The organism is Caballeronia sp. LZ024 (assembly GCF_031451455.1).
Classification (GTDB): Bacteria; Pseudomonadota; Gammaproteobacteria; order Burkholderiales; family Burkholderiaceae; genus Caballeronia; species Caballeronia telluris.
This window is the reverse complement of record NZ_JARUXL010000001.1, coordinates 1,577,247-1,597,640: the sequence shown is the minus strand read 5'-3', so window position 1 is coordinate 1,597,640 and position 20,394 is coordinate 1,577,247. Positions and strand designations below refer to the sequence as shown.

General features: G+C 63.7%; 16 protein-coding genes and 1 pseudogene. 7 read left to right on the top strand and 10 right to left on the bottom strand.

Going from position 1 to position 20,394, the window contains the following annotated elements; translation table 11 throughout:
- Positions 1 to 52 precede the first annotated feature (52 nt).
- From QCE48_RS07320 to QCE48_RS07305, 4 genes are all read right to left on the bottom strand, one after another.
- Positions 53 to 871, bottom strand: coding sequence for an ABC transporter permease subunit (locus QCE48_RS07320; RefSeq protein ID WP_309788247.1), 819 nt, complete (start codon positions 869 to 871; stop codon positions 53 to 55).
- On the bottom strand, positions 871 to 1,797 hold the full coding sequence (locus tag QCE48_RS07315; protein ID WP_309785470.1) for an ABC transporter permease subunit: 927 nt from the start codon (positions 1,795 to 1,797) through the stop codon (positions 871 to 873). The genes QCE48_RS07320 and QCE48_RS07315 overlap by 1 nt, the downstream gene beginning before the upstream one ends.
- The gene (locus QCE48_RS07310) at positions 1,794 to 2,960 is read right to left on the bottom strand and encodes a polyamine ABC transporter ATP-binding protein (RefSeq protein WP_309785471.1); all 1,167 of its coding nucleotides are present in this window, start codon (positions 2,958 to 2,960) and stop codon (positions 1,794 to 1,796) included. The genes QCE48_RS07315 and QCE48_RS07310 overlap by 4 nt, the downstream gene beginning before the upstream one ends.
- A 155-nt stretch (positions 2,961 to 3,115) precedes the next feature.
- A complete protein-coding gene (locus tag QCE48_RS07305) occupies positions 3,116 to 4,219 on the bottom strand; it encodes a polyamine ABC transporter substrate-binding protein (RefSeq protein ID WP_309785473.1) in 1,104 nt (367 codons plus the stop codon).
- Positions 4,220 to 4,802: 583 nt separating this feature from the next.
- Here QCE48_RS07305 and QCE48_RS07300 point away from each other — a divergent pair.
- The 3 genes from QCE48_RS07300 to QCE48_RS07290 all read left to right on the top strand — a co-directional run bounded on the left by QCE48_RS07300 (position 4,803) and on the right by QCE48_RS07290 (position 7,892).
- On the top strand, positions 4,803 to 6,128 hold the full coding sequence (locus QCE48_RS07300; RefSeq protein ID WP_309785474.1) for an Nramp family divalent metal transporter: 1,326 nt from the start codon (positions 4,803 to 4,805) through the stop codon (positions 6,126 to 6,128).
- A gap of 238 nt (positions 6,129 to 6,366) precedes the next feature.
- On the top strand, positions 6,367 to 7,635 hold the full coding sequence (locus tag QCE48_RS07295) for a phospholipase A (RefSeq protein ID WP_309785475.1): 1,269 nt from the start codon (positions 6,367 to 6,369) through the stop codon (positions 7,633 to 7,635).
- 53 nt (positions 7,636 to 7,688) lie between these two features.
- Entirely contained in the window at positions 7,689 to 7,892 is a 204-nt protein-coding gene (locus QCE48_RS07290) for a DUF1289 domain-containing protein (RefSeq protein WP_309785476.1), read from the top strand.
- Here QCE48_RS07290 and QCE48_RS07285 read toward each other — a convergent pair whose 3' ends face one another.
- From QCE48_RS07285 to QCE48_RS07260, 6 genes and pseudogenes are all read right to left on the bottom strand, one after another.
- On the bottom strand, positions 7,893 to 9,047 hold the full coding sequence (locus QCE48_RS07285) for a nitronate monooxygenase family protein (protein WP_309785477.1): 1,155 nt from the start codon (positions 9,045 to 9,047) through the stop codon (positions 7,893 to 7,895). It abuts the gene before it with no gap.
- Between the two features lie 128 nt (positions 9,048 to 9,175).
- Positions 9,176 to 9,964, bottom strand: a pseudogene (locus tag QCE48_RS07280) (aldehyde dehydrogenase family protein); the annotation flags it as partial.
- Between the two features lie 91 nt (positions 9,965 to 10,055).
- Positions 10,056 to 11,648, bottom strand: coding sequence for an ABC-F family ATPase (locus QCE48_RS07275; RefSeq protein ID WP_309785478.1), 1,593 nt, complete (start codon positions 11,646 to 11,648; stop codon positions 10,056 to 10,058).
- 177 nt (positions 11,649 to 11,825) lie between these two features.
- The gene (gene thrC / locus QCE48_RS07270; RefSeq protein WP_309785479.1) at positions 11,826 to 13,274 is read right to left on the bottom strand and encodes a threonine synthase; all 1,449 of its coding nucleotides are present in this window, start codon (positions 13,272 to 13,274) and stop codon (positions 11,826 to 11,828) included.
- Between the two features lie 10 nt (positions 13,275 to 13,284).
- Positions 13,285 to 14,607, bottom strand: a complete 1,323-nt coding sequence (locus QCE48_RS07265; RefSeq protein ID WP_309785480.1) for a homoserine dehydrogenase — start codon at positions 14,605 to 14,607, stop codon at positions 13,285 to 13,287.
- Positions 14,608 to 14,630: 23 nt separating this feature from the next.
- Positions 14,631 to 15,869 carry a pyridoxal phosphate-dependent aminotransferase gene (locus QCE48_RS07260; protein WP_309785481.1) on the bottom strand — a complete coding sequence of 413 codons (1,239 nt, stop codon included), beginning with the start codon at positions 15,867 to 15,869 and terminating at the stop codon, positions 14,631 to 14,633.
- 537 nt (positions 15,870 to 16,406) lie between these two features.
- On the opposite strand from QCE48_RS07260, the gene QCE48_RS07255 reads away from it, so the two are divergent.
- The 4 genes from QCE48_RS07255 (at position 16,407) to QCE48_RS07240 (ending at position 20,394) form a co-directional block, all read left to right on the top strand.
- The gene (locus QCE48_RS07255) at positions 16,407 to 16,781 is read left to right on the top strand and encodes an Mth938-like domain-containing protein (RefSeq protein ID WP_309785482.1); all 375 of its coding nucleotides are present in this window, start codon (positions 16,407 to 16,409) and stop codon (positions 16,779 to 16,781) included.
- Positions 16,782 to 17,087: 306 nt separating this feature from the next.
- Complete coding sequence (locus tag QCE48_RS07250) at positions 17,088 to 18,767, top strand: glycosyltransferase family 39 protein (protein WP_309785483.1); 1,680 nt, start codon at positions 17,088 to 17,090, stop codon at positions 18,765 to 18,767.
- A 67-nt stretch (positions 18,768 to 18,834) separates the two neighbouring features.
- A complete protein-coding gene (locus QCE48_RS07245; RefSeq protein ID WP_087630334.1) occupies positions 18,835 to 19,206 on the top strand; it encodes an SMR family transporter in 372 nt (123 codons plus the stop codon).
- Between the two features lie 27 nt (positions 19,207 to 19,233).
- Complete coding sequence (locus tag QCE48_RS07240; protein WP_309785484.1) at positions 19,234 to 20,394, top strand: DegT/DnrJ/EryC1/StrS aminotransferase family protein; 1,161 nt, start codon at positions 19,234 to 19,236, stop codon at positions 20,392 to 20,394.

The window sequence follows — 20,394 nt, the reverse complement described above, 5'->3', positions numbered from 1 at the left end:
GCTGGCGTTCGGCGCGTCGTGTTCGAAAGCGCCTTCGAGCGCCAGCAATATCTCAGACCAGACCCGCCATCTTCCGCCGTTCGTTGCGCTGCATGAAGTAATTCGCAGCGATCACGCCGACGGTCACAAAAGCGATGAACAACGTCGCGAGCGCATTCATTTCCGGATTGAGCCCGAGTCGCACACGAGAAAATACGACGAGCGGCAGGGTCGTCGAACCCGGGCCGGACAGAAACGCCGACAGCACGAGATCGTCGATTGAAAGCGTGAACGACAACAGCCACCCGGCCACGAGCGCCTGTGAAATCAGCGGCAGCGTAATCGAGAAAAACACGCGCAATGGGGTGGCGCCCAAATCGAGCGCCGCTTCTTCGAGCGAAGGATTCAATTCCCGCACCCGCGATTCGACGATGATCGCGACATAAGAAATACACAGCATCACATGCCCGATCCAGATCGTGAATAATCCGCGCCCGGCGGGCCAGCCGAGCACTTTCGCCATTTCGACGAAAAGCAGCAACAGCGAAATGCCCTGAATGACTTCGGGAATCACGAGCGGCGCGTTGATCATGCCGGAGAAAAGCGTGAATCCGCGAAAGCGCCCCATTCGCGCGAGCACGAATCCCGCCCAAGTGCCGATCACGACCGACGCGCATGCGGTCAACACCGCGATTCTCAGCGAAAGCCACGCGGCATTGATCAGTTCCTCGTCCTGCCATAACGCCCTGTACCAGCGTAGCGAAAACTCGGTCCACACGGTCACGAGCTGCGACTCGTTGAACGAATAAACGATCAGACTGATGATCGGGATATAAAGAAACAAAAACCCGATTCCAAGCGACGTGAACTGAAGCGAACGACTCGGCTTGATCATGGCCGCTCCTCCAGTTGCTTCGCCTGATAATGCTGGAAAAGCGCCATCGGCACGAGCAGCAGCAAGACCATCGCGCACGTGACGGCGGACGCCATCGGCCAGTCGGCGTTATCGAAGAACTCGTTCCACATCACGCGGCCGATCATTAGCGTATCCGCGCCGCCGAGCAATTCCGGAATCACGTATTCGCCCACCGCCGGAATGAATACGAGCAGACACCCAGCGATAATCCCGTTTTTCGACAGCGGCAACGTGATCTGCACGAATGCCTTCCACGGTTTCGCACCGAGATCGTATGCCGCTTCGAGCAAGGTCAGATCCATTTTCACGAGATGCGCGTAAAGCGGCATCACGAGAAACGGCAGATACGAATACACCATGCCGATATAGACCGCGATATTCGTGTGATAAAGCTCGATCGGCGAATGAATCAGCCCGATCGACATCAGGAAATTATTGAGCAGCCCGTTGTTCTTCAGAATGCCAATCCAAGCATAAACGCGAATCAGGAATGAAGTCCAGAAAGGAAGCATCACCGCCATCATCAGCAGATTGCGATTTTCCGGTTTCGAGCGGGCGATGTAATACGCCATCGGATAACCGATCAGAAGACACAATACCGTCGATACCGCCGCCACCAGCAGCGAATTCACGTAGGTGGCGAAATACAGGCTGTCGGCGAAAAGGAACAGGTAATGCGAGAAATCGAGCGCGATATTGAGCACGCCCTCCTTCATCGCGACGAGTTCCGTATAAGGCGGAATGCCGAGTCGCGAATCCGCGAAGCTGATTTTGACGACCAGCAGGAACGGCACGAAGAAAAAGAGCAGCAGCCACACGAACGGGCCGCTAATCACCGCCGAGCGTCCGGTAAAGCCGAGCCACCGCCAGGGCGCCGCCACGAGATCGAGCACGCGCTTCATGACGTCAGCACCACGCCGGCCGAGGCGCTCCAGCGCACGTAGACTTCGTCGTCCCAGGTGGGCGAGTCGATTTCGCCGAGCGCGAGGCTCGACACGCTCGCGACCACGGTCTTGCCGCTGTCGAGCTTCACGTGATACAGCGAATAGCCGCCCATGTACGCGATGTTCGCCACGGTGCCGCGCCCCCAGTTGTACGCGCCTTCGGGCGGCTTTCGCATCAGCGCGATGCGCTCGGGCCGCACGGAGATCGTCACCGGCATGCCGAGCGGCCCGGTGATGCCGTGATTCACATAAAGGCGCACGGGCAGCTCGGACGATTCCACGAAGACATGGTCCGGCTCGTCCTCGACGACATTGCCGTCGAACAGGTTCGTCGAGCCGATGAATTCCGCCGAAAAACGGCTGTTCGGGTATTCGTAGACTTCGTGCGGCGTGCCGAGCTGCACGATCTGGCCTTCACTCATCACCGCGAGCCGGTCGGCCATCGTCATCGCTTCTTCCTGGTCGTGTGTGACCATGATGCAGGTCACGCCCACCTGATCCAGGATGTTCACGAGTTCCATCTGCGTGCGCTGGCGGATTTGTTTGTCGAGCGCGGACATCGGTTCGTCGAGGAGCAGCAGCTTCGGCCGCTTCACGAGACTGCGCGCGAGCGCCACGCGCTGCTGCTGGCCGCCCGAAAGCTGGTGCGGCTTACGGTTCGCGAAGCGCGCCATCTGCACGAGTTCGAGTGCGCCGTGCACGCGGTCCTTCAGTTCCGCGCCTTTCACGCCTTCCTGCTTCAGCCCGAACGCGACGTTCGACTCCACCGGCATGTGCGGAAAGAGCGCATACGACTGGAACATCATGTTGGTCGGCCGGCTGTAAGGCGGCATCTTCGCGAGGTCGACGCCTTCGATCAGGATCTGGCCCGACGTCACGGTTTCGAGGCCCGCGAGCATGCGCAGCAAGGTCGACTTGCCGCAGCCGGAACTGCCGAGCAGCGCGAACAGCTCGCCCTTCTTCACCGACAGGTTCACGCCCTTCACGGCCACGGTCTCGTCGAATTTCTTCACGACATCGACGATCTGCACAAAATTGTCCGCGCCGGCGACGGCTGGACTGGCCGGCTGCGGCTTGCCGGAATTAGGCGCTGCCTGCACTGCGCTCGACTGCTCACTCATGATTGCCTGCTCGACTCCTGCGATATTCGTTCTACGCTGACGTTTTCCGCCGGGGGACGCGCAGCAATCCATCGTCCCGGCGACGAACAAAGCCCCCGGCGGACCAGGGGCTTCGTGTTTGACACTGACTTATGACGGTTCAGGCGCCATCCAGTCTACCGGCCGGACTTGAATTCGGTCCAGAGCCGCGTCTGCAGACGCTGGATCTCCGGCGGCAGCGGCTTGAGCAGGAACAGCGTCTTCACCACGTCTTGCGGCGGATAGACGGCCGGATCGTTCGCCACGTCCTTGTCGACGTACTTGCGCGCTTCGGCATTCGCGCTCGGGTAGTAGACCGTGTTCGTGATCGCGGCGTGAACCTGCGGCGTCTCGATGTAGTTGATCCATTCGAGCGCGGCGTCCTTGTTCTTCGCGTCCTTCGGAATCGCCATCACGTCGAACCAGACCGGTGCCCCGCCCTTCGGGATGTAATACTCGATCTTGAACGACTTCTTCGCGTCGACCGCGCGATGTTTCGCGATCACGACATCGCCCGACCAGCCATACGCGAAGCAGATGTCGCCGCCGACCAGGTCGTTGATGTAGCCGGACGAATTGAACTGCCGGATGTACGGGCGGATCTTCTTGAGCATCGCGAGCGCGGCGCGATAGTCGGCCGGATTCGTGCTCATCGGGTCTTTGCCGATGTAATGCAGCGCGGCGGCGAACATCTGGTCGGGCGCGTCGAGTACCGAGACGCCGCAGGCCTTCAGCTTCGAGATGTTCTCGGGCTTGAAGAGGATGTCCCAGCTGTCGAGCGCGACGCCGCTGCCGAGCAGCTGCTGCGCCTTCGTCACGTTGTAGCCAAGGCCGGTCGTGCCGTAGGCCCAGGGCACCGTGTACTTGTTGCCCGGATCGGCGCCCTCGACGAGCTTCATCAAGTCGGGATCGAGATACTTGAGATTCGGCAGCTTCGACTTGTCGAGCGGCGCGAAGATGCCCGCGGCAATCTGCTTGCCCGCGTAGTTGCTGGTCGGCACGACGATGTCATAGCCTGAATTGCCCGTGAGGAGCTTGGCCTGAAGGGTGTCGTCGCTGTCGTAGTTGTCGTATTTGACCTGGACGCCGCTTTGTTTCGTGAAATTCGGGATCGTGTCCTTGGCGATGTAATCCGACCAGTTGTACACGTTGAGCTGCGTGTCCTTCGCCGATGCCGCCACCGGCGCCAGCGCTGCGGCGCAAGCGACCAGTCCGGCCAGGACCGCCAATTTTTGTTTCATCTCGATTCTCCGTCGTTCGACTTTCGACCGCCTCATGCCGCGCGGATCGCCGCCTCCTGATCCTGTCGATCCGGCTGATCCGCGGCTCCCTTTAAAAACCCGAAAACTACCATTAAACAGCGGTGGGACAAAAAACAATCGCCGCCTGTCGCGCGAAATTCACAGCGCACGAGCGGGCGCGTGTCGCAGGCGTTTCGACGGCGTGCAATCGGGCCCCGCGAGAAGCGGCGCAATTTTAGCCGCTAAACCCCGCGCGCGACACACGCAAAAACCACACTCGCATCAATGAATCCGGATACCCGCTCGCTGCGTAATGCGAATATCCGTCTCTGGAATTCGCGAGCCCTCTGGCGAGTCATGCCTTTGAAGCCAGCCGGGCCGCGACAGGATCGAATAGCCAGGCGGAACAGTCGTTGCTGAGCCATTTCGGATGCGCGCCGCAGCTCGGGCGCGCGCAGGACGGGCAGCGCGCTTTTCCGCGCTGCCCGACGCGGGCGGCAAAAGCAATGGCTCCGAGAGCGCTGCTGCCCACTTTTGACGACGCAGAGCAATCCGTTGCAGCCATTCCAGGCCAAAATCCGCGATGAACACCAATCCGTCCGCCCTGACGCCGTGCCCCGCCGAGCGACCTTCGTCCGACCGCGAACCGCGTGAAGGTCGCCGCCCGCACGCCCCGCGCGGAAGGTGGTTTTCGTTCGTCGGCGCGGGCGCGCTCGTCGCGGTCGGCTACATGGACCCCGGCAACTGGGCGACGGCCCTCGGCAGCGGCGCGAGGTACGGCTATCGGCTCCTCGGCGTGGTGCTGCTCGCGAGCCTGATGGGAATGCTGCTGCAATGGGTGGCGTCGCGGGTGGGCGTCGTCACCGGGCGCGATCTTGCGCGCCTGTGCCGCGAACACTTCAGCCGCCGCACGACGCTGTTTCTCTGGATCACCTGCGAAATCGCGATCATCGCGTGCGATGTTGCCGAAGTCGTCGGCAGCGCGGTCGCGCTCCAGTTACTGCTCGGCGTTTCGCTGACGGCGGGCGTCCTGATGTCGGCCGTCGCCACCTTCGCGATGCTCGCGCTGCAAAGCCGCGGCCGCCGTCCGCTGCAGATGTTCGTCACCGCGCTCATTTTCTTCATCGGCTTTTGCTTCGTCGTGGAACTGGCGCTCGCCAAGCCGGCCTGGCACGACGCGCTCGCCGGCCTCGCGCCGCCGAGGGAACTCCTGCGCGACGCCGGCATGGTCTGGCTCGCGGCCGGCATTCTCGGGGCGACCGTGATGCCGCACAACCTCTATCTGCACTCCGCGCTCGTGAAACACCACGCGCCGGACGGCGACGACCGGTCGGTCGCGGCGGCGCTCTACGGCGTCAATATCGACACCTTTGCGTCGCTTGCGCTGGCTTTTACGGTGAATGCATCGCTTCTGATCGTGGCGGCCGCGGTGTTTCATGCGAGCGGCCACGTCGACGTCGAGGATCTCGCCGATGCGCACCGGTTGATCGCGCCGCTCGTCGGCAACCAGTGGGCGAGCATCTTCTTCGCCGCGGCACTGCTCGCCTGCGGGCTCAACGCGACGGTCACCGGCACGCTCGCGGGCCAGGCGGTGATGGAAGGCTTCCTGCGGCTGTCGATCGCGCGCTGGGCGCGGGCGCTCCTCACGCGCGGACTCGCGATCGGGCCCGCGCTCGTCGCGGTGAGCGCGTTCGGCGAACATGGATCGAATCAGTTGCTGGTGGCGAGTCAGGTGGTGCTCACGCTGCAGCTTCCGCTTGCCGTGATCCCGCTCGTGCGTTTCGCCTCGGATGCGGGGCTGATGGGCCGCTGGCGCGTCGCGCGCGTGCCGCTCGCGCTCGCGTGGGGTTGCGCGGGCATCATCGTCGTGTTGAACGGCGCGCTGCTCTGGCAACTGGTGGTCGGCTGAACGCTCGCGACTTATTGAGCGCTGCGCGCCGATGTCTTAAGCATGTTTACAATTACGTTCTTCTTTTTCGGATCGCCGCGAAGATGCGGCGGCAGCGCGTCCCCCAGCGCTTTCACTGCCTGAGCAGAAACTGGACACGGCGCGCCCGCACGTTCGCATGCCCCGCAAAGCGGTTGAATCTGGTGAGTTCAACGGTTCGACGACCGCGCCCGCATCCCATCAATAGGACGAACGTTTCATGGCTCGAGGCCTTTTGCATTTCAGAAAGCAGTCCATCCGGCGCGTCGGGTTGCTCGCAGCGTTCGCGGCCGCGCTCGGTTGCGCGAGCCTGGCCCATGCGACCGTTGCGGTATTGCAGCCGGTGCGCGAAGCGGCCGCGCAGCAGCCGCTGGAACTGACGCTGATGTACACCGCCGACGACGGCAAGCCGCTCACCGTCGAAGTACCGAAACAACTGACCGTGACGCTCACCAATGGCGACCTGCCGCCACAGCCGCTCGCGCTCATCCGCGAGGCCGCCGTGCCGGACCGCCTGCAACTGCGCGCCGGGCAGTATCGGCGGGTGCGCTTTTCGGCGCCGTGGCCCGACACGGCACGCGGCACCGTCAAGATCGATCCGGTCGGCTTCGATTCGTCGCCGATGCTCGTGACATTGAACCGCGGCGAGAACCAGGCGCAGGTTGTCGCCGCCGAGCGCGCCGAAACGCAGGCGGCGACGCCCGGCCAGCTGGCGAGCGCCTCGGCGGCGGCGAACGCGACCGCCGTGCCGACCACGACCACCGATCGCATGCTGAGCGGGCGCCTGTCGACCTTCGATCCGATGTATTTCGGCGACGGCGTGAACGGCGACAATTCCGCGAAATTCCAGTTCAGCTTCAAGTACCGGCTGATGCTGCCCGACGATCCGCGTTCGCGCAGCCTGCTGGACAACCTCTATTTCGGGTACACGCAGACGTCGATCTGGGACTTGTCGGCCGATTCCGCGCCGTTTCGCGACACGAGCTATCAGCCGCAACTGTTTTACTACGTGCAGGACACGGGCTGGAAGAGTCCGCTGTTCACGCGCATGGGCATCGCGGCGGGCTTCGGCCACGAATCGAACGGCAAGAGCGGCGACGATTCGCGCGCGATCAACATCGCGTTCGTGCGCCCGACGTGGGAATTCGGCGACCTGAATTCGAATCACCTGACGCTCTCGCCGAAGTTTTATTACTACCTGACGAAGAAAGGCAACGAGGACATCGCCGACTATCGCGGCTACGTCGATTTCCTCGTGAAGTACGGCAGCCCCGACGGCTGGCAGCTCGCCACCACGCTGCGCAAAGGCACCAAGCACTGGTACGGCAGCATCGATTCGCAGCTGACGTATCCGCTCGCGAAGCTGATCGGCAGCGCGTGGGGCGGCTATCTGTGGGTGGGCTACTTCAACGGCTACGGCGAGGACATCCTCGATTACAACCAGCGCAATCACTGGATCGCGCGGATCGGCTACAGTATCGCGCGCTGATTTTTTTCGACGCGCCCGGCTTTGCCAAGAAGACGGGCGCCAACAGGTTTCCTATGTCATCGAATCTTCACGACTTGCCCGACAGCCCCTGCATCGGCGTCTGCTCCACGCTTTTCGACGACGTCTGCAAGGGCTGCGGCCGCACGGCGGGCGAAGTGTCGAACTGGGTTTTTCTCTCGGACGAGGAAAAGCGCGCGATCTGGGTGCGCATCACGGACGAAGGCACCGCGATGCGGTTCCGCCGCGACCGCCTCTGATCAGGCCGCGGCCGGGCGCGTCGCGCCGAGCAGCAGATCGAGTAGTTCGCGCACGCTGCGGATCGCCGAACCGAACGGCAAGGCCTCGCGACCGCGAAAGAACAGGCCGTTCGCGACATCGCCGCGCAACGCGGCCGACAGCCGCGTATCGATGCAGAAGTGACCGAATTTCTCGATGCCGTCGCGCAGGCCGCACACCGCCAGACAGTCGAGCCCGGTCGGACAGATCTGCTTGCGCGCACCGATCTTCGTGCGGATGCGCTCCTCGTTCTTCAGATAACGCACGAGCCACGGCGTCTTCACCGCGCGCGCCGGCAGCCCGGTCACGCTGACGAAATCGACGATGTCCTCCGGCGAGGCCTCGGCCAGGATGCGCTTGAAGTTCGGGTGCGCATCGCCCTCGTCCGTGACGGCGAACGGCGTGCCGAGCTGCACGCCCGCCGCGCCCGCCGCGAAACACGCGCGCACGCCTTCGTGGCTGTTCACGCCGCCCGCGACGATCAGCGGAATGCGCGTGCGTTCGATGCCGAGCGTATCGAACGTCTGCATCGTTTCCGCGATCACGCGGGCGAAGTCGAAGCGCGCATCCTGCATGTCGGCGAGATGCGCGACGCCGAGATGGCCGCCCGCGTGCGCGGGATGCTCGATCACGATCGCATCGGGCAGGCGGTTCTTCTTCATCCACTTCTTCAGCACGAGCGCGATGCCGCGACTGTCCGACAGAATCGGAATCAGCGCGATATCGACGCCTTCCGTGAGGTCCGGCAGGTCGAGCGGCAGGCCCGCGCCCATCACGATCGCGTCGGCGCCGCTCTCGCACGCGGTGCGCACCGAATCGGCGTAGGAACTGACCGCGCGCATCACGTTGACGGCGATCATCCCGCGCCCCTCGCTCAGGCGTTTCGCCGCGCCGATTTCGCGCGCGAGCGCTTCCTGATTGGCCGCTTCGAGCGTCGCGCGGGCCGGGTCCGCCTTGCAGCGTTCCAGCAGGTCCGGGTGATGATGGCGCAGGTCGATGCTCGCGATCGTGCCAAGCGCGCCTTCCCTGGCGACGGCGCCCGCCAGGCGATGCGCCGAAACGCCGACGCCCATTCCGCCCTGCACGATGGGCAACAGCGCGCGGCCGCGGATGGTCAGCATGGGAAGCGTGGTCATGGATGAATGTCCTTCGATAAATTCAGATTGGGGGAGTCTGATCGAAGGGACCGCGCGCGAAATTGAGAAAAATCAAGAAATCGGTCATCGCGCCGCGCTGGCCGCGATGACCGGTTCGCGCCGATGGATCAGCGAGAACCTGAGCGGAACTGCATCGATTTGTATTCGAGATATTCCTCGAGCCCATACCTGCCGTTCTCGCGGCCATGCCCCGACTGCTTGAAGCCGCCGAACGGCGCCGCCATGTTCCACGCGCCGCCGTTGATGTCGGCCTGTCCGGTGCGGATGCGCCGCGCGACACCCAGCGCGCGTTCGTCGTCGCCGGACCAGACCGCGCCGCCGAGGCCGTAGAGCGAGTCGTTCGCGATGCGCACCGCTTCGTCGTCGTCCTTGTAGGTGAGGATCGAGAGCACGGGGCCGAAGATTTCCTCCTGCGCGATCGTCGCCTTCGGATGAACGCGGCCGAAGACCGTCGGCTTCACGTAAAAGCCGCGATCGAAGCCGTCGGGCTTGCCGGGACCGCCCGTGACGAGTTCGGCGCCTTCTTCGACGCCGCGCCGGATGTAGTCCTGCACGCGCGCCTCCTGCGCCGACGACGCCAGCGGGCCGAACTTCGTCGCTTCGCTCTTCGGGTCACCGGGGACGAATGCTTCGGCGGCACGCGCCGCAAGTGCGCGCGCCTCCTCTTAGCGCGATTCCGGGACGATGAGACGCGTGTGCGCCGAACACGTCTGGCCGGAGTTCAGGAAGCACGCGCTCACGGCGCCTGTAATCGCAGCGGGGAAATCGGCGTCGTCGAGGACGATCGCCGCCGACTTGCCGCCGAGTTCCAGCGCGACGCGCTTGACGGTCGCGGATGCCAGTTCCGAGACGCGCTTGCCTGCGCGCGTCGAACCGGTGAACGACACCATGTCGACGGATCAGGACATTCTACGAGGCTTCCGAAAAGCAAAACGGCTCGCTTCGTGGGAAGCGGGCCGTTGCTGGCGATCAAGCGCCGAGCTGGCGTTACTGAATGCCCTGGCTCGTCAAGAACTCCTCGTACGTGCCGCCGAAGTCGTTCAGCGTGCCGTTCGTGCGCACTTCGATGATGCGGTTCGCGAGGCCGCTCACGAACTCGCGATCGTGCGACACGAAGATCAGCGTGCCTTCGTACTTTTCGAGCGCGATCTGCAGCGACTCGATCGACTCCATGTCCATGTGGTTGGTCGGCTCGTCCATCAGGAGCACGTTGTGGCGCCCGAGCATCAGCTTGCCCCAGATCATGCGGCCCTTCTCGCCGCCCGAGAGCACCTTCACCGACTTCCTGATGTCGTCCGCGTTGAAAAGCAGCCGGCCGAGCGTACCGCGCACCATTTGGTCGTCGTCGCCGTCCTGACGGTATTGATCGACCCAGTCGGTGAGCGTCTCGTCCTTCGGGAACTCTTCGTAGGTATCTTGCGGCATATAGCCGACGCTCGCGTTCTCCGCCCACTTGATCTTGCCGCCGTCGAGCTGGATCGCACCTTTCAGCGACTTGAGCAGCGTGGTCTTGCCCGCGCCGTTTTCGCCGATGATCGCGACGCGCTCGCCCGGCTGCACGCTGATGTTGAAGCGCTCGAAGATGGTCCGCTCGTACTTCTTCGTGATGTCTTCGGCGACCACTGCGATGTTGTGCAGCTTCTTCTCGAAGTCGAAGCGGATGAACGGATTCTGCCGCGACGACGGCTTGAAATCCTCGATCTTGATCTTGTCGATCTGCTTCGCGCGGCTCGTTGCCTGACGCGCCTTCGACTTGTTCGCCGAGAAGCGGCGCACAAAGTCCTGCAAGTCGGCGATGCGGTCCTTCGCCTTCTGGTTCGCAGCCTGCTGGCGTTCCCTCGCCTGCGTGCTCGCGAGCATGTAGTCGTCGTAGTTGCCCGGATACACCTTCAGCGTGCCGTAGTCCATGTCCGCCATGTGCGTGCAGACCTGGTTCAGGAAGTGCCGATCGTGAGAGATGATGATCATCGTCGAGTTGTACTGGTTCAGCACGTCTTCGAGCCAGCGAATCGAGTTGATGTCGAGGTTGTTAGTCGGCTCGTCGAGCAACAGCACGTCGGGCTTCGAGAAGAGCGCCTGCGCGAGCAGCACGCGCAGCTTCCAGCCGGGCGCGACGTTGCTCATCGGGCCGTTGTGGTCGCCGATCGCGATGCCGATGCCGAGCAGCAGTTCGCCCGCGCGCGCTTCGGCCGTGTAGCCGTCGTACTCGGCGAATTTTGCTTCGAGTTCGGCGGCGCGCATGTAGTCGTCGTCGGTGGCGTCGGGGTTCGCGTAGATCGCGTCGCGCTCGGTCATCGCGGCCCACATTTCGGTGTGGCCCATCATCACGACGTCGAGCACGCGCATGTCCTCATACGCGAACTGGTCCTGGCGCAACTTGCCGAGGCGCACGTTCGGTTCGAGCATCACGTTGCCGGAGCTCGGTTCCAGGTCGCCGCCCAGAATTTTCATGAAGGTCGACTTGCCGCAGCCGTTCGCCCCGATCAGGCCGTAGCGATTTCCTTCCCCGAACTTGACCGAAATGTTCTCGAAGAGGGGCTTCGGCCCGAATTGCATGGTGATATTGGCAGTAGACAGCACAGCGCGTCCTTTTGAATGATGTACGGCGAAAAACCGGATAGTTTAGCAGATTTTCAAGCGGTTTTGCGGCGGCGTCCGATAGCGGCGAATTCGCTTCCTATGTCGATCCTGCGACAGCAAAAAACGGGGCGCGGCCGATGCGCCGCGCCCCGTTTCGCCAGCCGATCCAGCCCCGATTCAGCTCGTGCGCTCGGCGATATACGCCTTCACGACGCTCGCGTCGGCAGGAACGATATCGAACTTTTGTGGCAGTTTTTCGAGTCCGGCGAACGCGGCAGGCCGCTCCGGCTCGCGCAGCAGCGCCTCGCGGATCGTCTCGCCGAACTTGATCGGCTGCGCGGTTTCCAGCACGACCATCGGCACGCCCGGCTGCAAATGCTCGCGCGCCACTTTCAGGCCATCGGCCGTGTGGGTGTCGATCATCGTGTCGTAGCGCTGGAACACGTCGCGGATCGCGTCGACGCGGTCCGCGTGGCTGCTGCGCCCCGACACGAAGCCGAATTCCTTCACACGCGCGAAGTCGCCGCTTGCCGCGAGGTCGAAACCGCCCTTTTCCTCGACGTCGCGGAACAATTGCAGCACGCGCGCCGGATCGCGTCCGAGCAGATCGAAGACGAAGCGCTCGAAATTCGACGCCTTCGAGATGTCCATGCTCGGGCTCGTCGTGTGATACGTCTCGCTCGCGCCGCGCACACGATAGATGCCGGTGCGAAAGAACTCGTCGAGCACGTCGTTCTCGTTGGTCGCGACGACGAGCTTTTCGATCGGCAGGCCCATCATCCGCGCGATGTGGCCCGCGCAGACGTTGCCGAAGTTGCCCGACGGCACCGTGAACGACACGCGCTCGTCGTTGCTTTTCGTGGCCGCGAAATAGCCCTTGAAGTAGTACACGACCTGCGCGACGACGCGCGCCCAGTTGATCGAGTTGACCGTGCCGATCTTGTGCTGCGCCTTGAACGCGTGATCGTTGGAGACGGCCTTCACGATGTCCTGGCAGTGATCGAAGTTGCCCTCGACGGCCAGATTGAAGATGTTCGGGTCCTGCAGCGAGAACATCTGCGCGGTCTGAAATGCGCTCATCTTCTTGTGCGGCGAGAGCATGAAGACGCGCACGCCGGCCTTGCCGCGCATCGCGTATTCGGCGGCGCTGCCGGTGTCGCCCGAAGTCGCGCCGAGGATGTTCAGCGTCTCGCCGTGTTTCGCCAGCGTGTATTCGAACAGGTTGCCGAGGAGTTGCATCGCCATGTCCTTGAAGGCGAGCGTCGGTCCGTTCGACAGTTCCAGGAGCGACAGCGGCGCGCCGTTCTCGACGCCGAGCGTCTTGAGCGGCGTGATCTGCGTGGCGGCTTCCTCGTCGCGGACATTGCTGTAGACCTGCGCCGTGTAGGTCTTGCTCGTGAGCGAGCGCAGCTCGCCGGCGGGGATGTCGTCGGCGAATTTGGAGAGCACTTCGAACGCGAGATCCGCGTATGAAAGCGTGCGCCAGCGCGCGAGTTCGTCGGCGCTCACGCGCGGATACTCGGCAGGCAGATACAGCCCGCCGTCCTTCGCGAGACCGCCGAGCAGGATGTCGGAAAACGTGTGGCGCTCGCCGAGGCCGGCGCCGCGCGTCGAGATGTAGTTCATGAGTCCAGTCCTAGTTCAGCGCTTCCATGCGCAGCTTCGTCACTTTCGACACGACCGTGGACAGCGCCTCGATCTCGGCGATCGCCGCATTCAGGTTCTTTTCGACCGTCTCGTGCGTGATCAGGATGATGTCGGTCTCGCCCTTGTCGACGCCGTCCACGTGCTCCGATTCCTTCTGCAGCAACGCGTCGATGGAGATGGCCTTGTCCGCGAGAATGCGCGTGATGTTGGCGAGCACGCCCGTCACATCGGCCACGCGCAGACGCAGGTAATAACCGCTCGTGACGTCGTCGATGGAGAGGATCGGCGTGTTCGAGAGGCTGTCCGGCTGGAACGCGAGATGCGGCACGCGATGTTCCGGATCGGCCGTATGCAGGCGCGTGACGTCCACGAGATCGGCGACGACCGCCGAAGCCGTAGGCTCCGCGCCCGCGCCCTTGCCGTAGTAGAGCGTCGTGCCGACTGCATCGCCATGCACGACGACCGCGTTCATCGCGCCTTCCACATTCGCGAGCAGGCGCTTTTCCGGAATCAGCGTCGGATGCGTGCGCAATTCGATGCCCTTCTCCGTGCGCCGCGCGATGCCGAGCAGCTTGATCCGATAACCCAGTTCTTCGGCATAGCGGATGTCGATGGCCGACAGCTTGCTGATGCCTTCCACGTAGGCGCGCTCGAACTGCACCGGCACGCCGAACGCGATCGCGCTCATGATCGTGACCTTGTGCGCGGCGTCGACGCCTTCGATGTCGAAGGTCGGGTCGGCTTCCGCGTAGCCCAGTTCCTGCGCCGCTTTCAGCGCAGTCGCGAAGTCGAGCCCGCGGTCGCGCATCTCCGAGAGGATGTAGTTCGTCGTGCCGTTGATGATGCCCGCGATGTACTGGATGCGGTTCGCCGTCAGCCCTTCGCGCAGCGCCTTGATGATCGGAATGCCGCCCGCGACCGCCGCCTCGAACGCGACCATCACGCCCTTCGCGCGCGCCGCCTCGAAGATCTCGCTGCCGTGCACGGCGAGGAGCGCCTTGTTGGCCGTCACGACGTGCTTGCCGTTCGCGATCGCGCGCAGGATGAGCTCGCGCGCGAGCCCCGTGCCGCCGATCATTTCGCAGACGATGTCGATGGAAGGATCGTCGACGACGGCATTGAAGTCGTCCGTCACCGCGATGCCGGCCGCCGCCGCGGCTTGCGCCTTGGCCGGCGTGCGCACGGCGACGCGCGACACTTCGATGCCGCGGCCCGCGCGGCGTTTGATTTCTTCCTGGTTGCGGCGCAGTACCGTAAAGGTGCCGCTGCCGACCGTGCCGAAGCCCAAGAGTCCAACTTTGATCGGTTCCATGCAGCGTGATTCTTATAGAAGGGTTAAGCGGAATGACGTTTGCGATAACCGTCGAGGAAGCGCGCGATGCGCTGGATCGAATCCGCGAGGTCGTCGACGTTCGGCAGGAACACGACGCGGAAGTGATCCGGCGTCGGCCAGTTGAAGCCCGTGCCCTGCACGAGCAGCGTGCGTTCTTCGAGCAGCAGGTCGGTGATGAACTGCTGGTCGTCCTCGATCGGGTACATCTTCGGGTCGAGTTTCGGGAACATGTAGAGCGCCGCCTGCGGCTTTACGCAGGATACGCCCGGAATCGACGTGAGCATGTCGTACGCGAGTTCGCGCTGCTTGAAAAGCCGCCCGCCCGGGATGATCAGCTCGTTGATGCTCTGATAGCCGCCGAGCGCCGTCTGGATCGCGTACTGGCCGGGCACGTTGGCGCACAGACGCATCGACGCAAGGATGCCGAGCCCTTCGATGTAATCGTTCGCGCGGCGCCGGTTCTCTTCGATCAGGCCCGAGATGAACATCCAGCCCGCGCGATAGCCGCACGAGCGATAGCTCTTCGAAAGACTGTTGAACGTGACGGTCAGCACGTCTTCCGAGAGCGCGGCCATCGACGTGTGCGTCCGGCCGTCGTAGACGATCTTGTCGTAGACCTCGTCGGCGAAGATGATGAGGCCGTGCTCCCGCGCAATCCCGATCAGTTCGAGCAACAGTTCGTCGGAATAGAGCGCGCCCGTCGGATTGTTCGGGTTGATGACGACGAGCGCCCGCGTGTTCGGCGTGATCTTTGCGCGGATGTCGTTCAGATCGGGCATCCAGCCCGCGCCCTCGTCGCAGATGTAATGGCGCGGCGTGCCCGACGACAGGCTCACGGCCGCCGTCCAGAGCGGATAGTCCGGCGCGGGGAGCAGCACTTCGTCGCCGTCGTTCAGAAGCCCCTGCATCGCCATCACGATGAGTTCCGACGCGCCGTTGCCGATGAAGATGTCGTCCAGTTCGACGCCCGTCACGCCCTTTTGCTGCGTGTAGTGCATGATCGCCTTGCGCGCGGCGAAGACGCCCTTCGAGTCCGAATAGCCCGACGAGTTCGGCAAGTTGCGGATCATGTCCTGGATGATCTCGTCGGGCGCGTCGAAGCCGAACGCGGCCAGATTGCCGATGTTGAGCTTGATGATCCGGTGGCCTTCCTCTTCGAGGCGCTTCGCGTGCTCGAGCACGGGTCCGCGGATGTCGTAACAGACGTTCTGCAACTTGTTGGATTTGAGGATCGGTTTCACGGCTGGCGGCTCTGGATGGTCAAGCGGACTGATCGGCGTTCGTCCGGCGGCGGTTTTCGGCGATTATCGGCGCGGCGGCGGCGGACGACGCGGCGGCATCGCGAGGAATTTTAAGCGACGGCGGCCTGCCCCGCGACCGTTTTCGGGCCGTTTACGGTCCGGGCGGCGCGAGCACCGGCGGACGCGGACCGACGATGCCGGAAACATAGGGGAACGCTGGCGGCCCCGGTAATCGGGCGAACAAGACTTGCGCGTGGCGCCTGGCCCCACTTGGGGCGCAACCGGCCGAGGATGTCGGACGGCGGAGCCGGGCGGATTGCGTGTCGATGGCGGCTTGTGGCGGCGCGGCGAGTGCAATGCGTGCCGGTCGAGCGGTCCCGCCGGCTGAAAAGTTATAATTTAGCGGAATATGACCGAGTTCCGCAATGCACCAATCGAAGGCCGATCGCACGCTCCGGCGCCCGCGCCTGGAGCTTCGGCCGCCGCGCGAACGACCGTCTTCTCTTCCCGTCATCCTCGCCTGTCGGAATTATCGTCTTGAAACTACACCAGGAATCCAGCGGCGCGCTGAACACGATCACGAGCTACGGCGACGGCTACGTCGCAATCAATCTGAACCGACACGAGGGCAGCATCATCGTGATGCCGGAGGCGCCGGTCATCCCGTGGCCCGTGTCTTCCTTCGAGGCGCTCGCGCCCGAACACTTCCAGGCGCTCGTCGAAGCCGCGCCGGAAGTGGTGATCTTCGGCAGCGGTTCGCGGCTGCGCTTTCCGCATCCGCGTCTGACGGCCGCGCTCGCGAAACACCGCATCGGCGTGGAAACGATGGACTTCGGCGCCGCCTGCCGCACCTACAACATCCTGATGTCGGAAGGCCGGCGCGTGGCCGCGGCCCTGCTGATCGAGGCCTGAGCGCCGGCAGACGCCCTGCTCGCCGATGCCCGGGGCGCCGCGTTTATCGTCCGCACAGGCGAAATCGGGGCCGCAGTGCGGTAAACTCGCGGCCGTCGCGCGAAGTGCCGCTGGATCGCGCCTTGTCGCGTCGCGCATACGGCCTGTTGCCCGACGACGAACGCCGATGAACCTTCGCGGCCCGTGCCGCACGAAGCCTCTGTGGCTGGGCGTCCCTAAGCGTCGCTTAAGGTTCGCCAAGCGATACTCATGCCCTTTTTTGTTTGTTAGCGCCGCGCGTTCGCGGCATCGGACAGGTCGAAACTCATGAACGATACGCCTTCGCGGCTACCGCTCACCCGCCTCTCGCTGCTTCTACTGATTGTCGCGCTCGCCGTGATCTGGTTCGTGCCGCTCGGCCTGCGCCATCTCGTGCCGAGCGACGAGGGCCGCTACGCCGAGATGGCGCGCGAAATGTTCGTCACCGGCGACTGGATCACGCCGCGCTACAACGGCTACAAGTATTTCGAAAAGCCGCCGCTGCAAACCTGGGCGAACGCGCTCACGTTCGCGTGGTTCGGCATCGGCGAATGGCAGGCGCGGCTCTATACGGCGCTCACGGGTTTCGCCGGCGTACTGCTGATCGGCTATACGGGCGCGCGCGTCTTCAACGGCGTGACGGGATTCTGCACGGCGGTGATCCTCGCGAGCTCGCCGTACTGGAACCTGATGGCCCATTTCAACACGCTCGACATGGCGCTGTCGTTCTGGATGGAGCTGACGCTGTGCGCGCTGCTGCTGGCGCAGCGCCCGGGCCTGCCGACCCGCCATGTGCGTCTCTGGATGTGGCTCTGCTGGGGCGCGATGGCGGCGGCGCTGCTCTCGAAGGGTCTGGTCGGCGTGATCCTGCCGGGCGCGGTGCTCGTGCTCTATTCGCTCATCACGCGCGACTGGGCGCTCTGGAAGCGGCTCTACATCGGCAGCGGGCTGATCGTGTTCCTGATCGTGGCGGCGCCCTGGTTCGTCCTCGTGCAGATGAAGAATCCGGAATTCTTCAACTTCTTCTTCATCGTCCAGCAGTTCAAGCGCTATCTGACGCCCGAGCAGAACCGGCCCGGTCCGCTCTATTACTTCGTGCCCGTGCTGATCGTCGGCTTTCTGCCGTGGCTCTCGATCGTCTACCAGAGCACGCGCCATGCGCTCAAGCTGCCGCGCCAGCCGAACGGCTTCGCGCCCGTGCCGCTCCTCCTGATCTGGACGCTCTTCATCTTCCTGTTCTTCAGCGCGTCGCACTCGAAGCTGCTCTCGTACACGCTGCCGATCGCGCCCTCAATCGCGCTCGTGCTCGGCATCTACCTGCCGCTCGTCACGCGGGTGCAGTGGCATCGGCATCTGATCGGCTATGCGGTGTTCCTGATCGCCGCGGCGTTCGGCGCTGTCTTCCTCTGCCGCGCGGGCAGCGCGCATACGCCGAACGCGCTCTACCGCGCGTTTCAGGTCTGGGTGTACGCGGGCCTTGCGGTCGCGTTCGCCGTGACGCTCATCGCGATCTGGCTGAATCGCCGCAGCACGATCGCCGCCGCGGTCGCGCTCGGCACGGCGTGGCTCATGCTCGGGACGATCGCGGGCACCGGCCACGACGTGTTCGGCCGCGAAAGCTCGGGCGTGCGGCTCGTGCCGGCGGTCAAGGCGGCGATGGCGAAACTGCCGCCCGACACGCCGTTCTACTCGATCGCGAAGCTCGATCACACGATGCCGTTCTACCTCGGCCACACGATGATCATGGTGCAGGAAGCCGACGAACTGGGCTTTGGCGTCGCCACCGAACCGCAGAAGTGGGTGCCGACGATCGACGAATGGGTCAAACGCTGGGACGCCGGCCGCTACGCGCTCGCGCTGATGCCGCCCGCACGCTACGAGGAACTGCTCGCCCGGCACGTGCCGATGCAGGTGATCGCGCAGGACGACCGGCGCGTGATCGTGCAAAAGCCTGTCCCGGCGCCCTAGTCATGCAACAATTCGCACGCCCGTTCCGAAAATCCAAGTTCAGTCCCCGAGCCGTCAACCCTCCACGATGAACCCGATATCCTTCATTTGCATCATCATCGGCGTATTGTTGAACGCCGGCGCGCAGTTGCTGCTCAAAGCAGGCGTCAACGCCGTCGGGCATTTCGAATTCAGCCGCGCCAACATCGTGCCCGTCGGCTTCAAGATCGCGACGCAATGGCCGATCATCGGCGGGCTCACGTGCTACGTGTTCAGCGTGGCCGTGTGGATCATCGGCCTGTCGCGCGTGGATGTGTCGGTGGCCTACCCGATGCTCTCGCTCGGCTACGTCGTCAACGCGTTCGCGGCGTGGTATTTGTTCGGCGAGGTGCTGTCGGTGCAACGGCTCATCGGGATCGGGATCATTCTCATCGGCGTCGCCGTCTTGGCGCGCGGCTGAAAACCTTTATTTTTAAGCAGACAGTCCATGAATCAGACACCGCTGCCCTTTTTGCCTTTCGTGCGCGCCGAAATCGACGAGGAGACGATCGCCGGCGTCGTCGACGTGCTGCGCTCCGGCTGGATCACGACCGGCCCGCAGAACCAGCAGTTCGAAGCCGAATTGTCGGCGTATTGCGGCGGGCGGCCCGTGCGTTCGTTCAATTCCGGAACGGCGACGATGGAAATCGGCTTGCGGATCGCGGGCGTCGGCGCGGGTGACGAAGTCATCACCACGCCGATGACATGGGTCTCCACCAGCAACGTGATCCTGGAAGTCGGCGCGACGCCGGTCTTCGTCGATATCGATCCGCTCACGCGCAACATGGACCTCGGCCTGCTGGAAAAAGCCATCACGCCGCGCACCAAGGCGATCATGCCGGTATACCTGGCGGGCCTGCCCGTCGACATGGACCGGCTCTACGAGATCGCGCGCGCCCACAAGCTGCGCGTGATCGAGGACGCCGCGCAGGCGTTCGGTTCGACCTGGCGCGGCAAACGCATCGGATCGTTCGGCGACATCGTCTCGTTCAGCTTCCACGCGAACAAGAACGTGACGTCGATCGAAGGCGGCGCGCTCGTCCTGAACAACGAGGACGAAGCGGTCATCGCGCAGAAGTACCGGCTGCAGGGCATCACGCGCACCGGCATCGACGGCATGGACTGCGATTTGCTCGGCGGCAAATACAACCTGACCGATGTCGCGGCGCGCGTCGGTCTGGGCCAGTTGAAGCACGTGGAGCGCTTCACGGAACAGCGCCGGCGTCTTGCGCGCGCCTATTTCGATGCGTTCGCGGGCAGCACAGCGGCCGCGCTCGGCGTACAGTTTCCGGTGCAGAATTTCACCGATAGCAACTGGCACATGTTCCAGATCGCGCTGCCGCTCGAACGCCTTTCGCTCACGCGTGCGGCGTTCATGGCGCAGATGAAGGAGCGCGGCATCGGCACGGGCGTGCATTATCCGGCGCTGCATTTGTTCACGCTGTACCGGGCGCGCGGCTTTCACGAAGGCATGTTCCCGCACGCGGAGCAACTCGGCGCATCGACGGTCACGCTGCCGCTCTTCACGCTCATGACGCAGGACGACGTGACGCGCGTGGTGCGCGCCGTCGACGAAATCTGCGAGCTGTACGGCAAGCACGGCACCTAA